Genomic DNA, 23,764 nt, shown 5'->3' on the forward strand with positions numbered 1-23,764 from the left:
TTGTCGGCATGCAAATCAGGCTCGACCGGACCATGTGCGACGGCTTCGGGCTGTGCGCCAAGCATGCGCCCGGATACTTCTCCCTCGACGACTGGGGTTATGCCTCACTGATCGGCAACGGCACTGTGCCGGAACAAGATCAGGACGCAGTGCACCGCGCGCTTCTCGACTGCCCGGTGCATGCCATCATCGCCGTGCCTGTCCCCGCTACCGGACCGCCCCGTTGACCAGAAGCGCGGTTTCCGAAGTCCTGGTGGACGGCGGCATCTTCGGTGGGATCGACCGTGACGCGGTGGCGACGTTGACCCGAGAACTCACACCGGTCACCTTCCGGCGTGGCCACACCGTGTTCGTCGAAGGACAGTCGGGCGACGAGTTGTACATCATCGTCACCGGCAAGGTGAAGATCGGCAGGCGCAGCCACGACGGCCGGGAGAACCTGCTGGCCGTGCTCGGCCCGTCGGACGTCTTCGGCGAGTTGTCGGTGTTCGACTCCGGTCCGCGGACATCCACGGTCACTGCAGTCACGGCGGTGAGCGCGGTGACGATGGATCGCGACGCCCTGCGCGTATGGATGGCAGCACACCCCGAGATCGGCGAGCAACTACTGCGCGTACTGGCCCGTCGCCTGCGCGATACCAATGACAATCTCGCGGACCTGATCTTCACCGACGTGCCGGGGCGCGTCGCCAAGCTGCTGCTCCAGTTGACCCGTCGCTTCGGCGTGCCCCACCGCGGCGAGCCGGTTGGGCCCAACGGGGCCGACCGTGAGGCCATCCGCGTCGAACACGATCTGACGCAGGAGGAGATCGCCCAATTGGTCGGCGCCTCGCGCGAAACCGTGAACAAGGCGCTTTCGGAGTTCGCCGAGCGCGGCTGGATCCGGTTGCAGAGCAAATGTGTCCTCGTCCTCGACCGGCCGCGGCTGGCCCGGCGCGCCAGGTGAACCCGATCGCACCTAGATCCACCGTACTTCACACTGATAACGTGATTCTCCAAAGCGAATAAGCACAATATCCTCTCCGACTCTGGAGGCCGCGATCCCATTCCTCGAGCACCAGCCGATATCCAGCCGCGTGGTACTTCCCGAGCTACGGATGGACACCGAGTTCTTCTGGACCTCCGGCGCCGACGGGCAGTTGCGGTTCCAGCAATGCCAGGACTGCACTGCGCTGGTCCACCCGCCGGCACCGCTGTGCCGCCAGTGCCGCGGGCACAACATCGAGATCAAACCGGTCTCCGGACGCGCCACGCTATCGGCGTTCACCGTCAACCACCGCTTCAGTCTGCCCGGCCTGCCCGCCTCGTATGTGGTGGCCCAGGTCGCCATCGAGGAAGACCCGCGGGTGCGGTTGACCACCAACGTGGTGGGCTGCAACCCCGACGAGCTCACCCTCGGCCAGCAGCTCGAGGTCGTCTTCGAACATGCCCAGGACGTCTGGCTTCCGGTGTTCAGGCCCACTGGGGACACCGAGATCGCCCCACGGGTCGCCGATGAGATCGCGCCAGCGGATTTCGCCCGGTTCGTCCGGCCACCGGTCAGTGGCGACCGGTTCGAGGACAAGTCCGCTATCACGGGCATCGGCGCGTCCCGACTGGGCCGCCGGTTGATGGTTCCGCCATTGACCCTGACGGTCGAGGCCTGCGAGGCGGCCGTCGCCGACGCCGGACTCACCTTCGCCGATATCGACGGGTTGTCGACGTATCCGTCGATGGACGCGGTCGGAATGGGCGAAGGAGGCGTGACGGCACTCGAGGGTGTGCTCGGCCTGCGGCCGACCTGGATCAACGGCGGGATGGACACGTTCGGGCCCGGCGGTTCGGTGATCGCGGCGATGATGGCCGTCGCGACCGGGATGGCCAGGCACGTGCTGTGTTTCCGCACGTTGTGGGAGGCGACGTACAGCCAGCTGATGAAGGAAGGCAAGCTGTCACCGCCGGGCGGCGCGCGCACCACCAGCTGGCAGATGCCGTTCGGCGCGACCTCGGCGGCGCATACGTTGGCGCTCAACGCCCAGCGGCACTTCGCCCGGTACGGCACCACTCGCGAAACTCTGGGCTGGATCGCGATCAACCAACGGGCCAATGCCGCACTGAATCCGACGGCCATCTATCGCGATCCGATGACGATGGCGGACTACCTCTCGGCGCGGCCGATCACCACACCCTTCGGACTCTATGACTGCGATGTGCCATGCGACGGCGCGGTCGCGGTGATCGTCTCCACCGTCGACGCCGCACGTGACCTCGCCAAGAAACCGGTGCTCTTCGAGGCGGTGGGCACCCAGATCATCGAGCGGACCGACTGGGACCAGACGACGATGACGCATGAACCCCAGGTGCTCGGCCAGTCGGCCCACCTGTGGACTCGAACATCGTTGCGCGCCAAGGATGTCGATGTTGCCGAGCTCTACGACGGCTTCACCTTCAACTGCCTGTCGTGGCTGGAGGCACTCGGTTTCTGTGGAATCGGCGAGGCCAAAGACTTCCTCGACGGGGGGAAGAACATCGCCCGCGACGGGATCATCCCTCTGAACACGCACGGCGGACAGCTCTCCCACGGCCGCACTCACGGCATGGGCCTGATCCACGAGGCGGTGACCCAACTCCGCGGCGAGGCCGGTGATCGCCAGGTCAAGGACGCGCGGGTGGCCGTCGCCAGCAGCGGCGGCCTGACTCCCAGCGGCGTGCTGTTGATGCGGACCGACACGTGACGGGCACACCGATCCCCCGCGTGGTCCTCGTCGACGGCGTACCGATGTCAGGCCTGTTGGCCGAAGCGCCGAATCCGCGTGCCACGATCGTCGCCATCCACGGCGGTGCGACGACGGCCCTGTACTTCGACTGCCCCGGCTTTCCCGCCCTGTCGCTGCTACGGACCGGCACTGAACACGGGTTCACCGTGCTGGCCATCGACCGGCCGGGGTTCGGCAGCTCCGCGTTGTACGCCGACGAATTCACCAGCACGCCAAAACGAATCGATGCGGCCTACGGGACGATCGACACAATCCTCGGTACCCGCGACCGCGGCGCAGGGGTGTTCCTACTTGCCCATTCCGCCGGCTGCGAGCTGGCGCTGCGGATGGCCGCCGACGAGCGCGGCGACGCGCTACTCGGCATCGAGATCTCCGGCACCGGTGTTCGGCAACAGCAAGAGGCCATGGCGATCCTCTCGGGGGCCTCCATCGAGCGCATTCCGACCGGTCTGCGCCAGCTGCTCTGGGAGCCCGCACACCTGTATGCCGACGGTGTCGACCGTGCGGTGCGCATCCAGGGCGGCCCCGCCGGCGTCCGGTACGAGGCGTCGGTGGTGAGCGGGTGGGCCAGGGATCTGCCCGATCTCGCGGCCCTGGTGCAGATCCCGGTGCGCTTCAGCCTCGGCGCCTACGAGCGGGTCTGGGAAACGGGTCCCGCCGCGCTCACCGAGGTGGCCGCGCTGTTCACCGCCGCACCCCAGGTAGTTGTCCACGAGCAGGCCGAGGGTGGGCACAACCTCAGCCTCGGCCACACCGCGGCCGATTATCACGCGAGCGTGCTCACGTTCGTCGAGCAGTGCACGACCGGCAAGACAACCGATTTCACGATGGAAGGAAGCTGATGCGGGTCGGTTTCATCGGACTTGGCAGCCAGGGCGGACCCATGGCACGGGCGATCGTCGATGCCGGGCTTCCCCTCACCCTGTGGGCTCGCAGGCCGGAATCGCTTGAGCCATATGCCGATACCGCCGCCAAGGTGGCGGGCTCCCCCGCCGAGCTGGCTGCCGACAGTGACCTGGTCTGCGTCTGCGTGGTCGGCGACGCCGACGTGCACGAACTCGCCGACGGCGAGAACGGCCTGCTGGCCGGTATGGCCGAGGGCGGCATCATCGCCATCCACAGCACGGTGCACCCGGACACCTGTCGCGAGCTCGCCGAAAAAGCTGCTGCCAAGGGGATTTCGGTCATCGATGCACCTGTCAGCGGTGGCGCGCCCGCGGTGGCGGAAAGGCGTCTGCTGGTGATGGTGGGCGGCGCCGGGGAGCATGTCGAACGCGCGCGGCCGGTGTTCGCCACCTACGCCGATCCAGTGGTCCACCTGGGCCCGCTCGGCGCCGGCCAGGTCGCCAAGATCCTGAACAACCTGCTGTTCAGCGCGAACCTGGGCAGCGCGATGAGTCTGCTGGAACTCGGTGAAAAACTTGGAATTCCGCGCACCAAGCTGTGCGAGGTGGTCGCCAGAGGCTCAGCGAACAGTATGGCGCTGGGCAGTATCGCCGCATTCGGCGGCACGCTGGAGCGACTTGCCCCGATCGCGGGCGCACTGCTCCAGAAGGACGTCCGGCACGCCGCGAATCTCGCGGGAACCGCGGATACCCCGGAGGGGGCGGTGTTCACGGCCGCCGACGCGGCCCTGGTTTTGATGGATCATCCACGATGACCCGGATCGGCTTCATCGGCGCGGGACGACTGGGCGCCCCGATGGTCCGCCGACTGATCGGCGCCGGCCACCAGGTGGGCGTGCTCGGCCGCTCCGATGAGAAGTGCTCCGCCATAGCCGAATTGGGCGCCACGGCGGTCACCACGTTACAGGAGGCGGCCGACCGGGCCGAGGTCGTGGTGGTCTGCGCGTTCACCGACGAGCAGGTAAGGCAGGTATGCCTGACTGCCGGCCTGATCACCGCGATGGCACCGAAATCCGCCCTGGTGCTGCACACGACCGGAAGTCCCCGCACCGCAGAGGCGATCGCCGCTCGCGGGCAAGCCCTCGGCGTCGACGTCGTCGACGCACCGGTCAGCGGTGGACCACACGATATCGCCGCCGGGCACGTGACGATATTCGCCGGCGGTGGCGACGATGCCCTCGCCCGGGTGACCCCGGTGCTCGCGGCCTACGGCGATCCGATTCTGCATATCGGTCCGGTGGGGGCGGGCCAACGAGTCAAGCTGGTGAACAACACCCTGTTCGCCGGTCAAATCGGCCTACTCGTCGAGGCGGTCCGACTCGCCCGCAGCCTCGGAGTGCCCGAAACGGCGCTGCTGGCGGCACTTCCCCACGGCAGCGGCGCCAGTCGCGCCCTCAGCGGGGTCGCGACCAGAGGTTCTGTCGAGCAATTCATCGACACCGCCGGCAGCTTCATCGCCAAAGACGTCGAGGTGGTCCGCAAGATCTCGGCCGAGCTGGGGGCTGATCTCGGCGTCCTCGACGACGTCGTCAGCACGTGGCTGGGGTCCACCTGAACCACGAAAACCCGGGCCCATTCCGGGCATTTCGCCCTCTCCGATAGTCGCTACTGTTAGCGTTACAGTTGAAGAATCTTTCGTAACATTCCGCTTACCGGCCACATGCGGAGGAGAACGCAGATGACGAAGCCGAAATTGGTGTTCCATCCTTACGCGCAGAAGTATTTCGACGACCCGTATGAGGTGTACGCGCGGATGCGCGAGGAGACACCCCTGTACTACGACGAGGCCGAGGACTTCTACGCGCTGACCCGGCATGCGGACGTCGCCGCCGCGCTCAAGGACTGCAAATCGTTCTCGTCATCTCGCGGGTGCGACTTGGGCATGGTTCGCAGCACCGAGCCGCCGCAGAAGTCCATCATCTTCATGGATCCGCCTGATCACCGGCATATGCGCAGCCTGCTGAACAAGGCGTTCACCCCGCGCGCCATCCAGTCCCAGCGCGACACCGTCATCGAGTTGATCGAGCACTATCTGGGCAAGGTCGATCCGGACCGGTTCGACGTCGTGCAGGACTTCTCCGGTCCGTTCCCGGTGGAGGTCATTGCCCGGATGGCCGGCGTGCCCGAGGAATACCGCCAGCAGGTCCGGCACTGGATCGACGCCAGTTTGCATCGCAAGCCGGGCCAGATCGAGATGGACGACGACAACATGGCGGCCAATATCGACTCCGGCGTGTACTACTACGGCTTGGTTCAGGAGCGGCGGGAGAATCCGCAGGACGACATGATCAGCCGGCTGATCGCGGCGGAAATCCCGGACGACCACGGCATCCTGCGCAAGCTCGACGATATCGAGATCACCGGTTTCACCCTGCTTCTCGGTGGCGCGGGCGCGGAGACCGTGACCAAGTTGGTCGGTAGCGCAGTCGTCGAATTCGCCCGCCATCCAGAGCAGTGGCAGAAGCTGCTCGATGACCGAAGCAAGGTACCCGCCGCCGTGGAGGAGCTCCTGCGCTATGTCGGGCCCGTGCAGTACAACGTGCGCTACACCCTCAAGGACGTCGAAGTGCCGAGCGGCACCATACCCGCAGGCAAGGCGGTGTTCCTGATGAAGGGGTCAGCCAACCGCGACCCGCGGGCGTTCACCGACGCCGAGACGTTCGATATCGATCGCGACCGAACCCAGGCCCAGAATCTCGGGCTGGGATATGGGATTCACAGCTGCCTCGGGGCGGCGCTGGCCCGCATGGAAACTGCACTCGCACTGGAACATCTGCTGGATTTCATGCCCCGTTACGAGGTGGACTTCGCCGGACTGACGAAGGTCAACATGCAAAATGTCGCCGGCTACAAGAATGTGCCAGTGAGAGTGCTGAAGTGATGGCCAAGATCGCAGTGGACTTCGGCCTGTGCGAAAGCAACGGGATCTGCATGGGCATCATCCCGGAAGTCTTCGATCTCGACGAGGAGGACTACCTCCACGTGCTCTCCGACGAGGTGACGCCGGAAAATGAGCAGCAGATCAAAGAATCGGTGCGGCAGTGCCCCCGGCAGGCCATCGCGATCGTCGACTAGTCCGGCTCTCGCGGTCGCCGGGCTCAGCTGGCCGGGACAAGATCGGCGGCAACCGGACAGCAGGCCGGTGTGCCGCTGCGGAACGTTTCGGTGAACGCAATCCGGTCCACCGGCGCCGATGCGGCCGCCAACGCCTGAGCCTTGAATGCGCGGGCGGCGACGCTGAGCCGGTGTTCCACCGAGTCGACGCGATCCAGTTCGGCGGGCCAGGTGTCGCCCCACAGGGTGACCTCGGTCTGACCGCTCTCCAGCGCCTGACGAACGCCCTGCCGCACCCGGGCATCGCGATCGTAGAGTTCTGTGGCCACCGCCAGTGCGTGCGGACGTGGGCCGGTCAACCCCGATAAGCCCGAAGCCAGCGCCGTCTCGAGGTTGGCCGCTTCAGCGCCGAGGATCTGCAGCGGCCGGTCATCGCAGTTGTCGGCGACGAGCACGGTGACATCCCAGCCGGCCATCACCCGGTCGAACAGCCAGCCACCGGCGCAGGTGACCACCTCGACGACGCTCGGGGCAACGACGTCCAGCCGGTACCTCACGATCTGCCGTCCGGCGCGAACTCCCGTTCCAGCGATCTCGCGTACTCCTGAATCGATTCCTGCAGCGGGACTGACGGATCCAGCAACCATGAGATTTCCATTCCGGTGATGAGGGACACGATCTGGACGGCCTTGAGAGTCGGGTCGAAGTCGGTGCGATAGGTACCGGCCTGCTGGCCCCGCCGGATGAGATCGGCGACGATGTCGACGGCGGCGCGCTGACGGTCGAACAGTCGGTCATGCAGCGGAGCATCGGGCATCAGATTCTCGACCAGCAGCACCGCATAGGTTCCCACCAGTTCGGGCGCCCGGCTGATGCGCTCGCCGACGTGCGCAATGCTGGCGATCAGATCGCCCCCTCGATCGGCATTGGCGTCGTCATCGGCGTCACGAGCATCCACCACCGCGTGCAGCAGCTGTTCCTTGGACTGAAAGTGGTGCAGCAGCCCGGCGGGGCTGACCCCCGCCTCTTTGGCGATCTGCGCCAGGGTGGTGTTGCGCCACCCGTTGCGGGTGAGCAAGCGCTGCGCACCGGCGAGAATCCGCGCTTTGCGGTCCTCGCCCTTGGCGAGCAGGCTCGCATACGGCCTCGGGGAAGTCATCGTGCAGTCAGAGCCTTCGCTTTGCTGAACCAACCTAGTGAACACACAGTAGGTTAGTTTGACCCCTGTGACAAGGGTCTCACTTGATGAATTTTCCGGCCCCGGTCACCCAGGTCTGAAACGCAGACTAATCACGCCGCCGAGTTGATACCGGCGCTTTGGGCAGAATTGCCACAGGCGTCCGGTGTCGACGGTTTCAGCTCACAAGCCCAGCGATTTGGCGATGATGACCTTCATGACTTCGCTGGTACCGGCATAGATTCTGGCCACCCTGGCGTCGGTGTACAGGCGGGCGATCGGATACTCCGTCATGTAGCCGTAGCCGCCGAAGAGCTGCAGACACCGGTCGATCACCCTGGCCTGCATCTCGGTGCAGAACAGCTTCACCCGAGCGGCGTCCGCACCGGACAACTCGCCCTCGACGTGCAGACTCACCGCCCGGTCCAGCATCGCCTGCGCGGCTTCGACCTCCGTCGAGCACGCCGCGAGTTCGAATTTGGTGTTCTGAAAAGCCGCCACCGTGGAACCGAACACTGTGCGGTCCTTGGTGTAGTCGATCGCCGCACCGATCGCCGAGCGCGCCTGTGCCACCGATCCGACCGCGACAGTGAGGCGTTCCTGCGGCAGGTTGTGCCCCAGATAGCCGAACGCCTCGCCCTCCTCCCCCAGCATGTTGGCGGCGGGAACGCGGACATCGACGAAGGACAGCTCGGCGGTGTCCTGCACCTTGCAGCCCATTTTTTCCAGCTCGCGGCCGCGGGTGAACCCCGCCATGCCATCCTCGACGACGAACAGGGTCAGCCCCTTGCGCCGGTTGTCCGGATCGGTTGTCGTACGGGCGACGACAACCACCAGATCGGCTTGCATACCGCCGGTGATAAAGGTCTTGGCGCCGTTGACAATCCAATGGTCACCGGCGCGCACCGCCGTCGTGCGCATCCCGGCCAGATCTGAACCCGTGCCCGGCTCCGTCATCGCGACCGCGGTCAGCAGCGTGCCCGCGGCCAGGCCCGGGAACCACCGTTGCCGCTGTTCGTCATTCGCATAGTGCAGGAAGTACGGCAGGATCACCTCGAGTTGGGTGCGCACCGTCGAGAGGGTGACCAGCGCCCGTGCCGCTTCTTCCTGCAGGACGACGTTGTAGCGGTAGTCGGGCATTCCCGCGCCGCCGTACTCCTCGGGGATGGCCATCCCGAGCATCCCGAGCTCACCCATCTGCTTGAACACATCGCGAGGCAGCCGACCGCCCTTCTCCCACTCGGGATAGTGCGGCACCACTTCCTTCTCGACGAAGGTGCGGGCCAGCCCACGGAACGCCTCATGGTCCTCGGTGAACAGGTCTCGACGCATGGTGCTTTCCCCTCCTGCTACTGAAGGAGTTCGACCACGGTGGCATTGGCTGTGCCGCCGCCCTCGCACATGGTCTGCAGCCCGTAGCGAATCCCGTTGTCGCGCATGTGATGAATCATCCTCGTCATCAGCACCGCCCCCGAGGCGCCGAGTGGATGGCCAAGTGCGATGGCTCCACCAAGCGGATTGAGGCGGTCGGCATCGGCGCCGGTTTCGGCCAACCAGGCCATCGGAACGGGTGCGAACGCCTCGTTGACCTCGAAGACACCCACCTCATCGATGCCGAGTCCGGCCTTGCGTAACACCTTCTCGGTGGCCGGGATGGGTCCGGTCAGCATCAGCACCGGATCGGCCCCGGTGACCGCGCCTGCCACATAGCGGGCCAGCGACGTCAGTCCGAGATCACGGGCGCGGTCGGCAGTCATCACCAGCAGTGCCGCCGCACCGTCGGAAATCTGTGATGAGTTGCCCGCGTGAATCATTCCGTCCTCGGCGAAGGCCGGTTTGAGTCCGCCAAGCTTCTCCGTGGTGGTACCGCGGCGGATGCCTTCGTCTGTGAGCACGGGCTGGGCGCCATCGGGGGTGACCGCGACGATCTGTGCCTCGAAGGCACCACTGTCCTGCGCATTGGCAGCGAGTTCGTGTGAGCGCGCCGAATATTCGTCGAGGCCGGCGCGGGTGAATCCCCATTTCTGCGCGATCATCTCCGCGGAGATGCCCTGGTTGAACGAGAAACCGTCATAGCGAGCAAGCGCTTTGGGTCCGTACGGTATCCCGGTGGAGCGCGCCGCGCCGAGCGGGACCCGGCTCATCACCTCGACTCCGCCGGCGACGACGACCTCCTGCTGGCCGGACATCACCGCTTGGACCGCGAAATCCAGTGCCTGCTGCGATGATCCGCACGCCCGGTTGACAGTGGTGCCGGGAATGCTCTCGGGCCAGCCCGCGGCGAGCACCGAGTAACGCCCGATATTGCTGGACTGGTCGCCGACCTGCGACACGCACCCCCAGACGACATCGTCGACGATGCCGGGGTCGATACCGGTGCGCTGCCGCAACTCCTCGAGCACGATGCCCGACAGGTCCGCGGCATGCATGGCTGACAAACCGCCGTTCCGCTTACCGACTGCAGTCCGCACCGCCTCGACGATGACCGTTTCCCGCATTACTGTTCTCCTGTTCTCGCTACGATTTACGTTGCGGTACAGCCCATTTTCCGGTGAACGAGGCTTCGCGCTTTTCGGCGAACGCCGCATACGCCTCGGCGGAGTCGACGGTGGCGAAGTTGCCCGGCTGGGCACGTGCCTCATTGGCCAGTGCCTCCGCCAACGTGCTGTTCGCGCCCGCTTTGAGCAGTGCCTTGCTATGCGCCGTCGCCACCGGTGGCCCGGCAGCCAACCGGTCGCCAAGATCCTGCACGAAGTGGTCGATCTCCTCAGCCGACTGAACCCAGGTCACCAGGCCCATTGAGTGCGCCTCGCCGGCGTCGATGGTCTCGGCAAGCATCACCAACCGGTTGGCCTGTTGCATACCGACGAGCCTGGGCAGTAGCCACGACCCACCGAGATCGACCGACAAGCCACGCTTGGCGAAGATCTGGCTGAACGTCGAATCGGGTGTCGCGACCACGAAGTCGCACCCCAGGGCCAGATTCCAGCCGGCACCCACAGCCACGCCGGTAACCTTGGCGATCGTCGGGATCGGCAATTCGTCGAGTGCCAATGCAACGTCGGTCAGCCTGCGCAGCTTGCGATTGGGGTGCACATCTTCGGGCACCGAGACATCGGCCCCCGAACAGAAGGCTCCGCCGGCACCGGTGATGACCAGCACCCGCACGCTGTCATCATCGGTGATCGCCCGCAACGCATCGCGCAGCTCGACCCATAGTTGCGGGGACAGGGCGTTCTTGCGCAGCGGCCGGTTCAGGGTCAGGGTGCGCACCCCGTCGCGATCCTGCGTCAGGAGTATCTGGCGTTCGCTCACCGGTACAGCGGTCCGACCGCACCGTGCGCATGCAGGGCGGCGATGGCCGCGCGACCGTAACCCAGTTCGGCAAGGACGGCGTCGGTGTGTTCACCCAGTCCCGGCACCGCGCCCATCGCCGGCTCGTACCCGGAGATCACCGGTGGCGGCAGCAGCGCCGAGATCTCTCCCTTCGGCGTGTCGACCTGGCGCCAGCGGTCGCGCGCGGCCAGCTGCGGATGGGCGACCACTTCGCTGGGTAGGTTATAGCGCGAGTTCCCGATCCCCGCCTCATCGGCCGTCTTCTGGATGTAGGCGAGATCGTGCTGGGCACACCATGATCCGATCGCGTCATTGAGCACGTCCCGGTTGGCAACCCGGTCGGCGTTGGTGGCGAACCGCGGGTCCTGCGCCAGATCGGGCCGCCCGATGATGTCATTGGCCAGGCGCTGCCACTCGCGGTCGTTGGTCGTTCCGAGTACTACGGTCTGCCCATCCCCGGTCGGGTAGGCACTGTAGGGCGCGACCGCAGGCGAGCTCATCCCCAATGGCTGCTGGTCGACACCGGAGTGCTGCGCGTAGGTCAGCTGGTAGCCCATGATGTCGGTCATCGTGTCGAACAGGCTGACCGCCACCGCCGGAGCGGCAGTCGCGCCGGCGCGGGCCCCCTTGTGCGGACGGGCGATCAACAAGGCCATGATCGACAGCGCCGCATACAGACCGGTGGTGATATCGGCGACGGGCGGACCGGCTTTGGCAGGCATGCCGGGAAACCCGGTCACCGCGCACGCCCCGGATTCGGCCTGGATCAGCAGGTCGTACGCCCGTTTGTGGGAAATCGGGCCACCGGGTCCGTAACCGTCGATCTCGACCGGGATGACGTCGGGATGGCGCACTGCGAGGTCGGCAGGTCCGATGCCCAGCCGTGCGGCGGCACCCGGTGCGAGATTGGACACCAGAACATCGGCCCTCTCCAGCAGGCGATGCAGAATCTCCACTCCCTCGGGCGATTTCAGGTCGAGGGTGACCGATTCCTTGCCACGATTGGCCCAGACGAAGTGCGCCGCAAGGCCACCCGGTCCGTTGACGACGTCGTCGTAATCACGCGCGAAATCGCCGCCCTTGGGGTTCTCGACCTTGATGACCCGGGCGCCGAAATCAGCGAGGACGCGGGTGCACATCGGCGCCGACACCGCCTGTTCCATCGCGACGATCGTGATACCGGCCAGCGGCGCAGAATTCACCGTCAGTAGCTCCTGGGCAGGCCGAGCACATGCGAGCCGAGGAAGTTCAGAATCATCTCCTGGCTCACCGGTGCGATCTTCATCAGGCGGGACTCCCGGAAGTAGCGTGAGATGTTGTACTCCTCCGAGTAGCCCATGCCGCCATGGGTCTGCAGAGCTCGGTCCGCCGCGGCGAATCCTGCGTCGGCGCAGAGGTATTTGGCCATATTCGCTTCCCTCCCGCACGGCTTGCCGTTGTCGTAGAGCCAAGTGGCTTTGCGCAGGATCAACTCGGCGGCGTCGAGGCGAGCCAGGGAGTCTGCCAGCGGGAACTGAATGCCCTGGTTCATCCCGATCGGCCGGTCGAAAACTACCCGTTCGTTGGCGTACTTTACCGCCCGGTCGAGTGCGACGCGGCCGATTCCGAGTGCCTCGGCCGCGATCAGCATCCGCTCTGGATTGAGTCCATGCAGGATGTACTGGAAGCCCTTGCCCTCATCACCGATTCGATCCTCGACCGGTATCCGCAGGTCGTCGATGAACAGCTCATTGGAGGAGACAGCGTTGCGGCCCATCTTCTTGATCGGGCGGATCTCAACGTGGTCGCGGTCGAGGTCGGTCAGGAACAGCGTCAGACCGTCGGTCTTCTTGGTGACTTCGTCATACGGCGTGGTGCGGGTCAGCAGCAGGATCTTCTCGGATTCCAGCGCCTTGGAGATCCAGACTTTCCTGCCGTTCACCACATAGTGGTCACCTTTATGGTCATGACTGCGCTTGGCGAAGGTGGTGATCCGCGAAGTATCAAGGCCGGCACCGGGTTCGGTGACGCCGAAGCAGACATGCAGGTCGCCGTTGACGATGCGCGGCAGGGTCGCCTTCTTCATCTCCTCGGACCCGTACACCACCACCGGCTGCATCCCGAAGATGGACAGGTGGATCGCGCTGGCGGCATTCATCGCCCCACCGGAGCGCGCCACCTCCTCGGACAGGATCGTGGCCTCGGTGATGCCCAGCCCGTGGCCACCGTACTGCTCGGGAATGGTCATGCCGAGCCACCCGCCCTTGGCTATGGCGTCGTAGAACTCCTGCGGGAACTCGTGGTTGAGGTCCTTTTCCATCCAGTAGTGGTCATCGAACTTCGACGCCAGTTCGGCCACCCCTTTGCGGATCAGTTGCTGATCCTCGGTGAGCTCGAAACTCATTCCGCTAGACATACATTCCCTTTCACGCGGTGCGAATCACTTCGCGCCCGAGATCTCCTTGGCACTGGCCTGGAAGTCGGCGAAGCTGACCTTCTCGCCGGTGCGGTCGTGGCTCAGGGCTTGGATGGAGACGTCGTGCCCCGCGGCGGCCCGGCGCAGCGCGCCGACGGTGGCCTGCTCCTTCGGGATATGAATGAACGGCTCGAAGTGGTAGAGCTTCATCGCGTTCTCGTGGGTCATCTTGTTGATCTCGTCATCGGCGACGTCGTAGGACTTGAACACCGTATCGAGCTCTTCGGGCGCGCCGGGCCACATCGAATCACTGTGCGGATAGTCCATTTCCCAGCAGATGTTGTCCACCCCGATCTCGTGACGCAGCTTCACCCCGACCGGATCGGAGATGAAACACGTCATGAAATGCTCGCGGAACACCTCGCTGGGAAGTTTCCCGCCGAAGTCCTGATGGGTCCAGGTCGAATGCATGTCGTACGTCCGGTCCACGCGCTCCAGAAAGTAGGGAATCCAGCCCGTCCCGCCCTCACTCAAGGCAATCTTGAGGGTGGGGTACTTCTTGATCGGCGCCGACCACAGCAGATCCGCCGCGGCCTGAACGATGTTCATCGGCTGCAACGTGATCATCACATCCATCGGCGAATCCGGTGCCGGGATGCTCAGCCGTCCTGAGGACCCGATGTGCACGTTCATCACCGTCTCGGTTTCCACCAGGGCTTCCCACAACGGCGTCCAGTAATCGTCATGAAAGCTGGGATAGCCCAGCGCGGCCGGATTCTCGGTGAACGTCAACGAATGCACCCCCTTGGCCGACACCCGCCGGACCTCGGCCGCACACAGGTCGGCATCCCAGATCACCGGGACCGCCATCGGGATGAAACGGCCCGGATGCGCCCCACACCACTCGTCGATATGCCAATCGTTGTAAGCCTGCACCAACGCCAGCGAGAAATCGGCGTCCTCGGTGGCGAACAGCCGCGCCGCGAAACCAGGAAACGACGGAAAATTCATCGTCGCCAGGACTCCGCCGGCATTCATATCCTTGACCCGCTCCGCAGCGTCGTAACAACCCTTGCGGATCTCATCCAAGCCCTGAGGTTCTAGGCCGTACTCCTCTTTCGGCCGGCCCGCCACGGCGTTGAGTGCGACGTTGGGGATGACCGTGTCCCGGAACTGCCAAGTGTCCGAACCATCCACGTTGTGGACCAGCCGCGGCGCCTCGTCGGCGTACTTCGCCGGCAGATGATTGGCGAACATATCCGGCGGTTCGATGATGTGATCATCGACGCTGATCAAAATCATGTCGTCTTTGTTCATTGCCGTGCCTTCCTATCGCGCTTCCGGCGTGCTGGTCGCTGGTCCGCTGGCGTCGGGGTATGACCGGGACTCGCGCACCCGGCGCCAAGACCAACCCACCAGGCCACCTACCGGATACGTTCTCCCATCTAGAAAACTAGCTTCTCGCAAGGAGAGAATCAACGTCCGGAGAGTCCCCCTATGCGCCACATCCACCGAAAGCCGCCGATGAGGCGCCAATCGGCGCTCCGGCACGAGCTCACTTTCTTCAGCTGAGACGTTGACCAAACGGCCACTTCATGAAAATCTGTTATCCGGATATGAGAATATGATTCTCAACAGTGAGAGGCCCCCGGTCAGATGCCCAGCTCGCCGGCGGCGCCTCTCCCCCGTTCAGGACGAAAGGTAGACCGATGGCATTTTTTCCCAAACCCGCTGAGGGCAGCTGGACCGAGCATTGGCCCGAACTCGGCACCGCCCCGGTCAACTACAACGACTCGATCGACCCCGAGCACTACAAGCTGGAGCAGCAGGCCATCTTCAAGAAGACCTGGCTGAAAGTCGGTCGCGTGGAGCAGCTGCCCAAGAAGGGCAGTTACTTCACCCGCGAGATGCCATCGGTCGGGGCCGGTACGTCGGTGATCATCGTCAAGGACAAAGAAGAAAAAGTCCGCGCCTTCTACAACCTGTGCCGGCACCGCGGGAACAAGCTGGTGTGGAACGACTATCCCGGCGAAGAGGTCTCGGGCAGCTGCCGCCAGTTCGTCTGCAAGTACCACGCCTGGCGCTACGGGCTCGACGGCGACCTTACCTTCGTGCAGCAGGAGGGTGAGTTCTTCGACCTCGACAAGTCGCAGTACGGCCTGGTTCCGGTGCGCTGCGAGGTCTGGGAAGGCTTCATCTTCATCAACTTCGACAACAGCGCCGAGTCACTTGAGGACTACCTGGGGGATTTCGGTAAGGGCCTGCAGGGTTACCCGTTCCACGAGATGACCGAGCACTACAGCTACCGCTCGGAGATCAACGCCAACTGGAAGCTGTTCATCGACGCTTTCACCGAGTTCTACCACGCACCGATCCTGCACATGAAGCAGGCGGAGAAGGAGGAGGCCGAGAAGCTGGCCTCGTTCGGCTTCGAGGCGCTCGCCTACGACATCAAGGATCAGCATTCTATGGTGTCGTCGTGGGGCGGGATGTCACCACCGAAGGACCTCAACATGGTCAAACCCATCGAGCGCATTCTGCACAGCGGTCTGTTCGGTCCGTGGGATCGGCCGGACATCAAGGGCATCCTGCCCGACGAGCTGCCGCCGGCCATCAACCCAGGCCGCCACAAGACCTGGGGCACAGACTCGTTCGAGTTCTTCCCGAACTTCACCCTGTTGTTCTGGGCACCGGGCTGGTACCTGACCTACAACTACTGGCCGACCGCCGTCGACAAGCACATCTTCGAGGCCGACCTGTACTTCGTTCCGCCGAAGAACCTGCGCGAACGGCTCTCCCAAGAACTCGCCGCCGTGACGTTCAAGGAGTACGCCTTCCAGGACGCGAACACCCTGGAGGCCACCCAGACACAGATCGGCACCCGGGTGGTCACCGACTTCCCACTGTGCGATCAAGAGATCCTGCTGCGCCACCTGCACATGACCGCCCACGAGTACGTGGATCGGTACCAGGAAAGCAAGAACGCCAATGGATCTGCCGCACATGGCACGCCTGTCGCGGGCGCCGAAACCAAAGATATCGAGAAGGATGCAGTGAATGTCTAGGTTGCCGCAAGAATTCGCCGATCTGGAGCGGTTCGCCGACTGGTGCCTGCCCACCGAGGAAGAGCGCTACTCCAAACGCCTCAACTCCACCATGGCCGAGATGCAGGAACTGTACGACGCCGGCATGGCACGACTCGAGGACATCATGGTCTACGTCGATGCGCGCTTCCCACTCAAAGGGATGCCGGAGGATGCCAAAGCGCTTGTCCATCTGGGACAGTCGATTGTCATGGTGTCGTTCCCGGTAGAGGTGTGGAAGCAGCCCCGCGTGCTCGACAGCGGCGCCGCGTATATCCAACTCATCAAGGAGCCGGTGGTCTGACCGTGCTGACCCTCAAAGCGGCGGGTCTGCTGGATATCGACAGCGGCGAAATCGTCCGTCCCGGCATCCTCACAATCGACGGCGACCGGATCGTCGCCGTTGGTGGCGACGCACCCGAAGGCGCGGAAGTCATCGATCTCGGCGAGCAGATCCTGCTGCCCGGGCTGATGGACATGGAAGTCAACCTGCTGATGGGTGGGCGGGGCGAGAATCCCGGCCTGTCCCAGGTGCAGGACGATCCGCCGACCCGGGTGCTGCGTGCGGTGGGCAATGCCCGCCGCACGCTGCGGGCGGGGTTCACGACCGTCCGAAACCTCGGTTTGTTCGTCAAGACGGGCGGCTATCTGCTCGACGTCGCTCTGGGCAAGGCGATCGATGCGGGCTGGATCGACGGACCGCGCATCGTGCCTGCCGGGCATGCGATCACCCCGACCGGTGGACACCTGGACCCGACGATGTTCGCCGGCTTCATGCCCGGCGCGTTGGAGCTCACGGTGGAGGAGGGCATCGCCAACGGCGTCGACGAGATCCGCAAGGCGGTGCGCTACCAGATCAAGCATGGCGCCCAGCTGATCAAGGTCTGCGTTTCCGGTGGCGTCATGTCGCTCACCGGAGAGGCTGGTGCCCAACACTATTCGGACGAGGAGCTGCGAGCGATCGTCGACGAGGCACACCGCCGTGGCATGCGGGTGGCCGCCCACACCCACGGCGCCGAAGCGGTCAAACACGCCGTGATGTGCGGTATCGACTGCATCGAGCACGGCTTCCTGATGGACGACGAAGCCATCCAGATGCTGGTGGACAACGACCGGTTCTTGGTCACCACCCGCCGACTGGCTCAGGCAATGGACGTCTCGAGAGCACCGAAAGCTCTGCAGGACAAGGCAGCCGAGATGTTCCCCAAGGCCGAGACGTCGATCCGGGCGGCCTACGAGGCCGGGGTGAAGATCGCCGTCGGCACCGATGCGCCGGCGATCCCCCACGGCAAGAACGCCGACGAACTCGTCACCCTGGTCGAATGGGGCATGCCGCCGCTGGCGGTACTGCGGGCGGCGACCATCGTGGCCGCCGATCTGATCAACGTCACCGACCGCGGTCGACTCGCCGTCGGCCAGCTCGCGGATGTCATCGCGGTGCCGGGCGACCCACTGGTGGACATTACCGTTACGCAGAACGTAGGTTTTGTAATGAAAGGAGGCAAGGTCTTCCGAAATGACAGCACCAAGTAAGCCCACCCGCACCGAGGATCTCGTCGAGATCCAGCAGCTCCTCGCAAAGTATGCCGTCACCATCACCCAGGGCGACGTCGAAGGCCTGGTGTCGGTCTTCACTCCCGACGGCACCTACAGCGCGTTCGGGGAAACCTATGCACTGGAACGCTTCCCGGTGCTGGTGGACGCCGCCCCCAAGGGGCTATTCATGACGGGCACAGCACTGATCGACCTCGACGACGCCGATCCCGATCAGGCCGGCGGCACCCAACCTCTGTGCTTTATCGAGCACTCCCAGCACGATATGCGCATCGGCTATTACCGCGACACCTATCTGCGCACCCCCGATGGCTGGCGACTGAAGACCCGGGCGATGACGTTCATCCGACGTAGCGGCGACCACGACCACGGCCGCCCGCACGCGATCGGGCGTCCGAGCGCATGACCGAGCGACTGTTCGTCGAGGAGTTCCGCTCGAAGTTGGTGGCCTGGCTCGACGAGCACGACCTGACTCCCCCGCCGGGAGACCATTCACTGGATGCGCACCAGGTCCAGCACTCCCGCGTACTGCGGGCACTATATGACGCCGGCTGGATGCGTTGGGGCTGGCCAGAATCGGCCGGCGGCCTGGGCGGACCGATGATCCTGCGGGCGATCGTGGGCGAGGAGGTCGTCGGTCGTCGGCTCGACGAACCCGGACCCTATTCGATGCTCGAGGTGCTGACCCCGACGATCATCGACTACGCGCGTCCCGAGCTCGCGGCCGAGATGGTGCCAAAGTTGTTGTCGGGAAAGGAAACCTGGTGCCAGGGGTTCTCCGAACCCGGCTCCGGCAGCGATCTCGCGTCGCTGACCACCCGTGCCACCCAACGCGCCGCGAACACCTGGGTGGTCACCGGCCAGAAGGTGTGGACCAGCTTCGCACAGTACGCGTCCCGCTGTGTGTTGCTGACCCGCACCGGAGCACCCGGAACCCCGAACCACGAGTCGATCACCGCGTTCTTCGTCGATCTGGACACCCCCGGGATCACCGTCTCGCCGTTGCGCACGATGCACGGGGTCGACGAATTCTGCGAGGTGTACTTCGATGATGTCGAAGTGCCGGCCGACCGCATGCTCGGGAACGTCGGCGACGGTTGGCAGCTGGCGATGGATCTGCTGCCGTATGAACGGTCGACCTGCTTCTGGCAGCGCATCGCCTACCTGTATTCACGACTTGACGCACTGATAGACGAAGTCAAGGCCGAACTGGGGCCGGCTGCGGACGCGGATCTGGGAGCCGCGTATCTGGCGTTGCACACGTTGCGTTGCCGGTCCAGGGCCACCCAGCTGCGGCTGGCCGACGGCCAGAAACTGGGGCCGGACACCTCCATCGACAAGGTACTGCTGGCCGGTGCCGAACAGCAGCTCTACGACATCGTCCGGGATCTGTTGCCGGGCGCCGTCGAACTCGACGACACCCCATGGCGCACCGAGTTCCTGTACTCGCGGGCAGCCAGCATCTACGGAGGAACCGCCGAAGTGCAGCGCAACATCATCTCCCGCCGTCTATTGGACCTCGGGAAGGAGTGACCGTGGACGCCCAGATGGATACGAAGTCACTGGCTTTGCTCGAAGACAGCCTGCGCAAGACGATGTCGTCGGTATCGGGCGCCGAGCTGGATGCGGCACTGGCCGACATGGGCTGGACGGAGATGCTCTCGGATATGCCCGAGGTGGCGATTCCGCTGGTCTTCCGACTCCTCGGCGAAACAGGTTCGCACGCTTCGATCCTCAATGATGTCGTGCTCCGGTCATCGCGCCGCCCGACGGGCGGGATTCCGGTGCTGCCCTACGCCGGCGGAGTCCAGGTGATCTGGGAACGAGCCCCCGAGGATCAAGCGGCGGAGTGGCTGCTTGAGGATTCCACGGAGCTCCGTGTCCTCGGCGGCCTGCCACTGCGGCGGGTGGATGAAGGTGAGCTGCTCCGGTTGGCCGAGGCTCGTCGCGCTCTGGGCTGGTGGCTTGTCGGTAGCTCGCGTGCGATGCTCGCCTTGGCCCGTCAGCACGCGCTGGACCGGGTCCAGTTCGGCCGTCCGATCGCGGGGTTCCAGTCAGTCCGGCACAAGCTGGCCGAGACGCTGGTGGCCATCGAAGGTGCGGAGGCGACGCTGAGTCTGCCCGGCGCGGCGAACAACGACCTGACTGCGCTACTGGCCAAGGCCGCTTCGGGCAAGGCCGCGCTGACCGCGGCCAAACACTGCCAGCAGGTGCTCGCCGGTATCGGCTTCACTGCCGAGCACCCCTTGCATCACCACGTCCAGCGCGTCCTGGTCCTCGACAAATTGCTGGGCAGCTCACGGGAACTCACGAAAAAGGCCGGCGCCGGTCTGCGGGCCCGCGGCTCGACGCCGAGGTTGGCTCAGCTCTAACGCGGTAGGCCGAGCACCCGTTGGGCGATGATCGACCGCTGGATCTCCGAGGTGCCGCCCGCGATGGTGCCGCCGAAACTGCGGGCATACCGCTCGAACCAGCTGACCGATGTCGCATCCTCGCCGAACGGCGCGTGGGCTGCCGTCAGCGCCGGGTGGTGCAGACCGTCGATCCCCTCGGCGGTCAGCGCGTGCTCGCTGGCGGCCTGAACCGCCTCGGCACCAAGCAGTTTCAAGATCGACAGTGACGGGACATCCTGCTCGCCGCGAGCTTCGCGGGCCAGCGCCGCCGAGCCGAGCAGGCGTAGCGCGCGGGCGTCCATCAGCAGCGTCGCGTACTGGTCGCGCTCCAGCGGCCCGTCCGGCCGGAAATCGGCCACCAGGTCGTCGAGCCGGTCGGCGAACATCAGCCACAGCAACGTCCGCTCGTGACCGAGTGAACCGTTGGCCACTCCCCAGCCACCATTGAGCGGTCCGATCAAGTTCTCGGCTGGCACGCGCACGTCGGCGAAGAAGACCTCGTTGAAATCGAGATCGTCGCGGTCACAGATGGAGGCGAAGGGCCGGCACACCACACCCTCCGTCGCGGTGGGGATCACCAGCACGCTGATCCCCTTGTGCTTGGGCGCATGCGGATCGGTGCGGACGAAGGCCAGGATGAGATCGGCGTCATGGGCTCCGGAGGTCCAGACTTTCTGACCGTTGACGACGAAGTGGTCACCGCCCGGAGATGACGTGAGGACCGCGGTCGTGCGCAACGACGCCAGATCAGAACCGGCGCCGGGTTCGCTCATCCCGAGCGCGGCGGTCATCTCGGCCCGCAGGATCGGCACCGCCCAGCGGTGCTTCTGCTCCTCGGTGCCGAAGGACAGCAGCGACGCGGCGATGATGCCGAGCCCCTGCGGGTTGTAGCTCTGATAGATCCTGCGTTTCGAGAGCTCTTCGAGGTGGACGAACTGCTGCAGGATCGTCGCGTTGCGGCCGCCGAACTCCGGCGGATTGCCGGGCAACAACCAGCCGTGGTCGAACTGCAGTCGCTGCCATTGCCGTGCCCAGTCCGGGACATGTGCGGTGGACCGGGACCGCTCGACCGCGACACCGGGGTCGGGCAGATGCTCGTCGAGGAACGCCACGAACTCCGCGCGGAATGCCTCGATATCGGCGTCGAACGTCAACTGCACCGAATCCTCCTCACTATGCGCGGCTGTCGGCCAGCGACTGCTCGGCGATCAACGCGCGGTGATGCGCTGCGCCACCGAGGAGCAACTCGCCCGCCTTCGCCCGCTTCAGCGCGAACTGGACGTCGTTCTCCCAGGTGAAACCCATGGCACCGAAGAGCTGGACACCGTGGCGAAAGACCAGCGACTGACACTCCCCGGCAGCGGCCTTCGCCATCGCCGCCGCCAGCCGCCGCCGCGGATCGTCGGCGGCGATGGTCAGCGCGGCGAAGTACGACAGCGCCCTGGCCCGTTCGATGGCGATATGCATATCGGCGGCCTTGTGCTGCACGGCCTGGAAGGAGCCGATCGCCACTCCGAACTGTTGGCGACCCTTGACGTGCTCGAGCACCAAATCCAGCACCCGCTGGCAGGCGCCCACCATGGTCAGCGCCATCCCGGTCAGCGCGACGTCGTACGCGCGCTGCGGATCCGCGCCGGTGACCCGGTCCTGGTGACCGACGACAACCCCGGCGAACGTCACCTCCGCGATATGCAGCACCGGATCGAAGACGGACACCCGGCGGGCCGAAACCTGTTCGGAGCCAACAATGAAAACTCCCGCGGGTGTCACCACCGCGAACCTGTCGGCGCGGTCGCCGTCTAGGACGTGGCGGGCGGTGCCGTCGAGCACCCAGCCCGCGCCGACACGTGCCGCGGTCACGCCGTCGTACACGGCTGATCCAGCCAGACCCGGATCGGGATGCCCGGGCGCCAACGGAGTGAACTGCGTCATGGTGGCCAGGAACGGCGTCGGATCGGTAGCTCGACCGAGCTCCTCGAGAAGGATGCCGAGCTCAACCGCTTCAGACGGTTCAGCCAGCTCGGTCCAGCCCATCTCGACGTAGGTGCGCCACAACGGTGCCGGATCCACCTCACCCTCGGCGACACCGCGGACCAGTGATGCCGGACATTCCTTGGCAGCGGCGTCGCGCGCCGTATCACGCCACAACCGCTGATCGGAATCGAGCTCTAACAGCATGCAGCCACCTCATGTTTTCAGGCCTGTTCTACGCTACTGGAGAATAGCATTCTCGCAGAATGGTAGTACTGATCTCAAAAACTACCCGTCAGGAGAGGCCTGGAGACCAAATGTCGCTCCCATCTCCGGTACAGTTCTCGCATGTCTCTTCCCCCTGCGGGCATTTCGGCCAGCCGTGAATCGGAACGCCGGTGAGCAGTCCGAGCGAAGAACCCGCATGGAAGCAGCGTGCAGTCGAGCGGTCGATCAAGACCGCGAAGCTGCGTGCCGGCCAGCGGGTGCAGCGGTTCCTCGATGCAGCCCAGGCGATCATCACCGAAAAGGGCAGTACCGACTTCACGGTGCAAGAGGTCGTCGATCGTTCCCGACAATCGCTGCGCAGTTTCTACCTTCAATTCGACGGTAAGCATGAGCTGCTGCTCGCCTTGTTCGAAGACGCACTGAGTCGTGCCGCGGATCAAATCCGGGCTGCGGTCGAAGGACAGACAGATCCCCTTGAGCGCTTGAAAGTCGCAATTGAGTTGCTATTCGAGCTATCCCGGCCGGACCCGACTGCCAAGCGCCCGTTGTTCACGGACTTCGCGCCGCAGTTGCTGATTTCGCATCCAACCGAAGTCCGGGTAGCCCACGCCCCCGTCATCGCGCTGTTCGCCGAACTCATGGAGGCCGCGCACGCCGCGGGATGCCTGCGTCAAGGGGTCAATCCGAAGCGCATGGCGGCCATGACAATGCAGACTGTGATGTTCACCGCACAGTCGAGCACGCCGACTGACGAAGACGTCATACATCCGATCAGCGCCGATGAAGTGTGGACCTTCTGCGCCCAGGGATTCGCCGCCAACTAGCCGGAGAATTTCATTCTCACTCGGCAAGAACTTCGCTTACACTCAGAGAATGCCGGGTCTCTGGACCGATCTGCTGTCCTGCCTGGAC

The 23,764-nt window shown here is 64.9% G+C and carries 25 protein-coding genes; 15 read left to right on the top strand and 10 right to left on the bottom strand.

What is annotated here, in order from left to right; all coding sequences use genetic code 11:
* Positions 1 to 8: 8 nt before the first annotated feature.
* The 8 genes from H7J73_RS10205 to H7J73_RS10240 all read left to right on the top strand — a co-directional run bounded on the left by H7J73_RS10205 (position 9) and on the right by H7J73_RS10240 (position 6,736).
* Positions 9 to 227 carry a ferredoxin gene (locus tag H7J73_RS10205; protein WP_435405462.1) on the top strand — a complete coding sequence of 73 codons (219 nt, stop codon included), beginning with the start codon at positions 9 to 11 and terminating at the stop codon, positions 225 to 227.
* Positions 224 to 946: a Crp/Fnr family transcriptional regulator gene (locus H7J73_RS10210; protein WP_264067231.1), complete on the top strand. Its 723-nt coding sequence runs from the start codon at positions 224 to 226 to the stop codon at positions 944 to 946. Before H7J73_RS10205 ends, H7J73_RS10210 begins: the two co-directional genes overlap by 4 nt.
* Positions 947 to 1,097: 151 nt before the next feature.
* Entirely contained in the window at positions 1,098 to 2,714 is a 1,617-nt protein-coding gene (locus tag H7J73_RS10215; RefSeq protein ID WP_264067232.1) for a thiolase C-terminal domain-containing protein, read from the top strand.
* A complete protein-coding gene (locus H7J73_RS10220; RefSeq protein ID WP_264067233.1) occupies positions 2,711 to 3,598 on the top strand; it encodes an alpha/beta hydrolase in 888 nt (295 codons plus the stop codon). Before H7J73_RS10215 ends, H7J73_RS10220 begins: the two co-directional genes overlap by 4 nt.
* Complete coding sequence (locus tag H7J73_RS10225; RefSeq protein ID WP_264067234.1) at positions 3,598 to 4,416, top strand: NAD(P)-dependent oxidoreductase; 819 nt, start codon at positions 3,598 to 3,600, stop codon at positions 4,414 to 4,416. The genes H7J73_RS10220 and H7J73_RS10225 overlap by 1 nt, the downstream gene beginning before the upstream one ends.
* The gene (locus H7J73_RS10230; RefSeq protein WP_264067235.1) at positions 4,413 to 5,216 is read left to right on the top strand and encodes an NAD(P)-dependent oxidoreductase; all 804 of its coding nucleotides are present in this window, start codon (positions 4,413 to 4,415) and stop codon (positions 5,214 to 5,216) included. The genes H7J73_RS10225 and H7J73_RS10230 overlap by 4 nt, the downstream gene beginning before the upstream one ends.
* A gap of 123 nt (positions 5,217 to 5,339) precedes the next feature.
* Positions 5,340 to 6,542, top strand: coding sequence for a cytochrome P450 (locus tag H7J73_RS10235; RefSeq protein WP_264067236.1), 1,203 nt, complete (start codon positions 5,340 to 5,342; stop codon positions 6,540 to 6,542).
* The gene (locus H7J73_RS10240) at positions 6,539 to 6,736 is read left to right on the top strand and encodes a ferredoxin (RefSeq protein ID WP_264067237.1); all 198 of its coding nucleotides are present in this window, start codon (positions 6,539 to 6,541) and stop codon (positions 6,734 to 6,736) included. The genes H7J73_RS10235 and H7J73_RS10240 overlap by 4 nt, the downstream gene beginning before the upstream one ends.
* Before the next feature lie 23 nt (positions 6,737 to 6,759).
* Here the strand turns inward: H7J73_RS10240 and H7J73_RS10245 are convergent, their stop codons facing one another.
* From H7J73_RS10245 to H7J73_RS10280, 8 genes are all read right to left on the bottom strand, one after another.
* The gene (locus tag H7J73_RS10245; protein WP_264067239.1) at positions 6,760 to 7,272 is read right to left on the bottom strand and encodes a hypothetical protein; all 513 of its coding nucleotides are present in this window, start codon (positions 7,270 to 7,272) and stop codon (positions 6,760 to 6,762) included.
* Positions 7,269 to 7,874 (bottom strand): TetR/AcrR family transcriptional regulator, encoded by a 606-nt coding sequence (locus tag H7J73_RS10250; RefSeq protein WP_264067240.1) that lies wholly within the window; start codon positions 7,872 to 7,874, stop codon positions 7,269 to 7,271. The genes H7J73_RS10245 and H7J73_RS10250 overlap by 4 nt, the downstream gene beginning before the upstream one ends.
* A gap of 201 nt (positions 7,875 to 8,075) precedes the next feature.
* On the bottom strand, positions 8,076 to 9,224 hold the full coding sequence (locus tag H7J73_RS10255) for an acyl-CoA dehydrogenase family protein (protein ID WP_264067241.1): 1,149 nt from the start codon (positions 9,222 to 9,224) through the stop codon (positions 8,076 to 8,078).
* A gap of 17 nt (positions 9,225 to 9,241) precedes the next feature.
* Positions 9,242 to 10,390 (bottom strand): thiolase family protein, encoded by a 1,149-nt coding sequence (locus H7J73_RS10260; RefSeq protein ID WP_264067242.1) that lies wholly within the window; start codon positions 10,388 to 10,390, stop codon positions 9,242 to 9,244.
* 19 nt (positions 10,391 to 10,409) lie between these two features.
* Positions 10,410 to 11,207, bottom strand: a complete 798-nt coding sequence (locus H7J73_RS10265) for an enoyl-CoA hydratase/isomerase family protein (RefSeq protein WP_264067244.1) — start codon at positions 11,205 to 11,207, stop codon at positions 10,410 to 10,412.
* Complete coding sequence (locus H7J73_RS10270) at positions 11,204 to 12,436, bottom strand: CaiB/BaiF CoA transferase family protein (protein ID WP_264067267.1); 1,233 nt, start codon at positions 12,434 to 12,436, stop codon at positions 11,204 to 11,206. The genes H7J73_RS10265 and H7J73_RS10270 overlap by 4 nt, the downstream gene beginning before the upstream one ends.
* Positions 12,433 to 13,623: an acyl-CoA dehydrogenase family protein gene (locus H7J73_RS10275; protein WP_264067245.1), complete on the bottom strand. Its 1,191-nt coding sequence runs from the start codon at positions 13,621 to 13,623 to the stop codon at positions 12,433 to 12,435. The genes H7J73_RS10270 and H7J73_RS10275 overlap by 4 nt, the downstream gene beginning before the upstream one ends.
* A 24-nt stretch (positions 13,624 to 13,647) precedes the next feature.
* A complete protein-coding gene (locus tag H7J73_RS10280) occupies positions 13,648 to 14,940 on the bottom strand; it encodes an amidohydrolase family protein (RefSeq protein ID WP_264067246.1) in 1,293 nt (430 codons plus the stop codon).
* A gap of 392 nt (positions 14,941 to 15,332) precedes the next feature.
* On the opposite strand from H7J73_RS10280, the gene H7J73_RS10285 reads away from it, so the two are divergent.
* Genes H7J73_RS10285 through H7J73_RS10310 form a run of 6 tightly spaced genes read left to right on the top strand, consistent with a single transcriptional unit; the run spans position 15,333 to position 20,632 of the window.
* Complete coding sequence (locus tag H7J73_RS10285) at positions 15,333 to 16,688, top strand: aromatic ring-hydroxylating oxygenase subunit alpha (RefSeq protein ID WP_264067247.1); 1,356 nt, start codon at positions 15,333 to 15,335, stop codon at positions 16,686 to 16,688.
* Complete coding sequence (locus tag H7J73_RS10290; protein ID WP_264067248.1) at positions 16,681 to 17,010, top strand: hypothetical protein; 330 nt, start codon at positions 16,681 to 16,683, stop codon at positions 17,008 to 17,010. The genes H7J73_RS10285 and H7J73_RS10290 overlap by 8 nt, the downstream gene beginning before the upstream one ends.
* A 2-nt stretch (positions 17,011 to 17,012) precedes the next feature.
* Positions 17,013 to 18,239: a metal-dependent hydrolase family protein gene (locus H7J73_RS10295; RefSeq protein ID WP_264067249.1), complete on the top strand. Its 1,227-nt coding sequence runs from the start codon at positions 17,013 to 17,015 to the stop codon at positions 18,237 to 18,239.
* Positions 18,223 to 18,666: a nuclear transport factor 2 family protein gene (locus H7J73_RS10300; protein ID WP_264067250.1), complete on the top strand. Its 444-nt coding sequence runs from the start codon at positions 18,223 to 18,225 to the stop codon at positions 18,664 to 18,666. Before H7J73_RS10295 ends, H7J73_RS10300 begins: the two co-directional genes overlap by 17 nt.
* A complete protein-coding gene (locus H7J73_RS10305) occupies positions 18,663 to 19,793 on the top strand; it encodes an acyl-CoA dehydrogenase family protein (RefSeq protein WP_264067251.1) in 1,131 nt (376 codons plus the stop codon). The genes H7J73_RS10300 and H7J73_RS10305 overlap by 4 nt, the downstream gene beginning before the upstream one ends.
* A gap of 14 nt (positions 19,794 to 19,807) precedes the next feature.
* Positions 19,808 to 20,632 carry an acyl-CoA dehydrogenase family protein gene (locus H7J73_RS10310; RefSeq protein ID WP_264067268.1) on the top strand — a complete coding sequence of 275 codons (825 nt, stop codon included), beginning with the start codon at positions 19,808 to 19,810 and terminating at the stop codon, positions 20,630 to 20,632.
* Here the strand turns inward: H7J73_RS10310 and H7J73_RS10315 are convergent.
* Together H7J73_RS10315 and H7J73_RS10320 are read right to left on the bottom strand one after the other, a co-directional pair.
* Entirely contained in the window at positions 20,629 to 21,813 is a 1,185-nt protein-coding gene (locus H7J73_RS10315; RefSeq protein WP_264067252.1) for an acyl-CoA dehydrogenase family protein, read from the bottom strand. The genes H7J73_RS10310 and H7J73_RS10315 overlap by 4 nt on opposite strands.
* 13 nt (positions 21,814 to 21,826) lie before the next feature.
* The gene (locus H7J73_RS10320) at positions 21,827 to 22,831 is read right to left on the bottom strand and encodes an acyl-CoA dehydrogenase family protein (RefSeq protein WP_264067253.1); all 1,005 of its coding nucleotides are present in this window, start codon (positions 22,829 to 22,831) and stop codon (positions 21,827 to 21,829) included.
* Between the two features lie 191 nt (positions 22,832 to 23,022).
* Here H7J73_RS10320 and H7J73_RS10325 point away from each other — a divergent pair, with 191 nt between their 5' ends.
* Positions 23,023 to 23,676, top strand: coding sequence for a TetR/AcrR family transcriptional regulator (locus tag H7J73_RS10325; protein ID WP_264067254.1), 654 nt, complete (start codon positions 23,023 to 23,025; stop codon positions 23,674 to 23,676).
* The last annotated feature ends 88 nt before the right edge of the window (positions 23,677 to 23,764 follow it).

It is taken from the genome of Mycolicibacterium komossense (genome assembly GCF_025822605.1).
Taxonomy (GTDB): Bacteria; Actinomycetota; Actinomycetes; order Mycobacteriales; family Mycobacteriaceae; genus Mycobacterium; species Mycobacterium komossense.

What these genes read in the sequence shown, in the direction of transcription:
- H7J73_RS10205 (WP_435405462.1), top strand. Translation starts at nt 9, where the DNA reads ATGCAAATCAGGCTCGACCGGACCATGTGCGACGGCTTCGGGCTGTGC.
- H7J73_RS10215 (WP_264067232.1), top strand. Translation starts at nt 1,098, where the DNA reads ATGGACACCGAGTTCTTCTGGACCTCCGGCGCCGACGGGCAGTTGCGG.
- H7J73_RS10225 (WP_264067234.1), top strand. Translation starts at nt 3,598, where the DNA reads ATGCGGGTCGGTTTCATCGGACTTGGCAGCCAGGGCGGACCCATGGCA.
- H7J73_RS10230 (WP_264067235.1), top strand. Translation starts at nt 4,413, where the DNA reads ATGACCCGGATCGGCTTCATCGGCGCGGGACGACTGGGCGCCCCGATG.
- H7J73_RS10235 (WP_264067236.1), top strand. Translation starts at nt 5,340, where the DNA reads ATGACGAAGCCGAAATTGGTGTTCCATCCTTACGCGCAGAAGTATTTC.
- H7J73_RS10250 (WP_264067240.1), bottom strand. Translation starts at nt 7,874, where the DNA reads ATGACTTCCCCGAGGCCGTATGCGAGCCTGCTCGCCAAGGGCGAGGAC.
- H7J73_RS10255 (WP_264067241.1), bottom strand. Translation starts at nt 9,224, where the DNA reads ATGCGTCGAGACCTGTTCACCGAGGACCATGAGGCGTTCCGTGGGCTG.
- H7J73_RS10260 (WP_264067242.1), bottom strand. Translation starts at nt 10,390, where the DNA reads ATGCGGGAAACGGTCATCGTCGAGGCGGTGCGGACTGCAGTCGGTAAG.
- H7J73_RS10275 (WP_264067245.1), bottom strand. Translation starts at nt 13,623, where the DNA reads ATGTCTAGCGGAATGAGTTTCGAGCTCACCGAGGATCAGCAACTGATC.
- H7J73_RS10280 (WP_264067246.1), bottom strand. Translation starts at nt 14,940, where the DNA reads ATGAACAAAGACGACATGATTTTGATCAGCGTCGATGATCACATCATC.
- H7J73_RS10285 (WP_264067247.1), top strand. Translation starts at nt 15,333, where the DNA reads ATGGCATTTTTTCCCAAACCCGCTGAGGGCAGCTGGACCGAGCATTGG.
- H7J73_RS10290 (WP_264067248.1), top strand. Translation starts at nt 16,681, where the DNA reads ATGTCTAGGTTGCCGCAAGAATTCGCCGATCTGGAGCGGTTCGCCGAC.
- H7J73_RS10300 (WP_264067250.1), top strand. Translation starts at nt 18,223, where the DNA reads ATGACAGCACCAAGTAAGCCCACCCGCACCGAGGATCTCGTCGAGATC.
- H7J73_RS10305 (WP_264067251.1), top strand. Translation starts at nt 18,663, where the DNA reads ATGACCGAGCGACTGTTCGTCGAGGAGTTCCGCTCGAAGTTGGTGGCC.
- H7J73_RS10310 (WP_264067268.1), top strand. Translation starts at nt 19,808, where the DNA reads ATGGATACGAAGTCACTGGCTTTGCTCGAAGACAGCCTGCGCAAGACG.
- H7J73_RS10320 (WP_264067253.1), bottom strand. Translation starts at nt 22,831, where the DNA reads ATGCTGTTAGAGCTCGATTCCGATCAGCGGTTGTGGCGTGATACGGCG.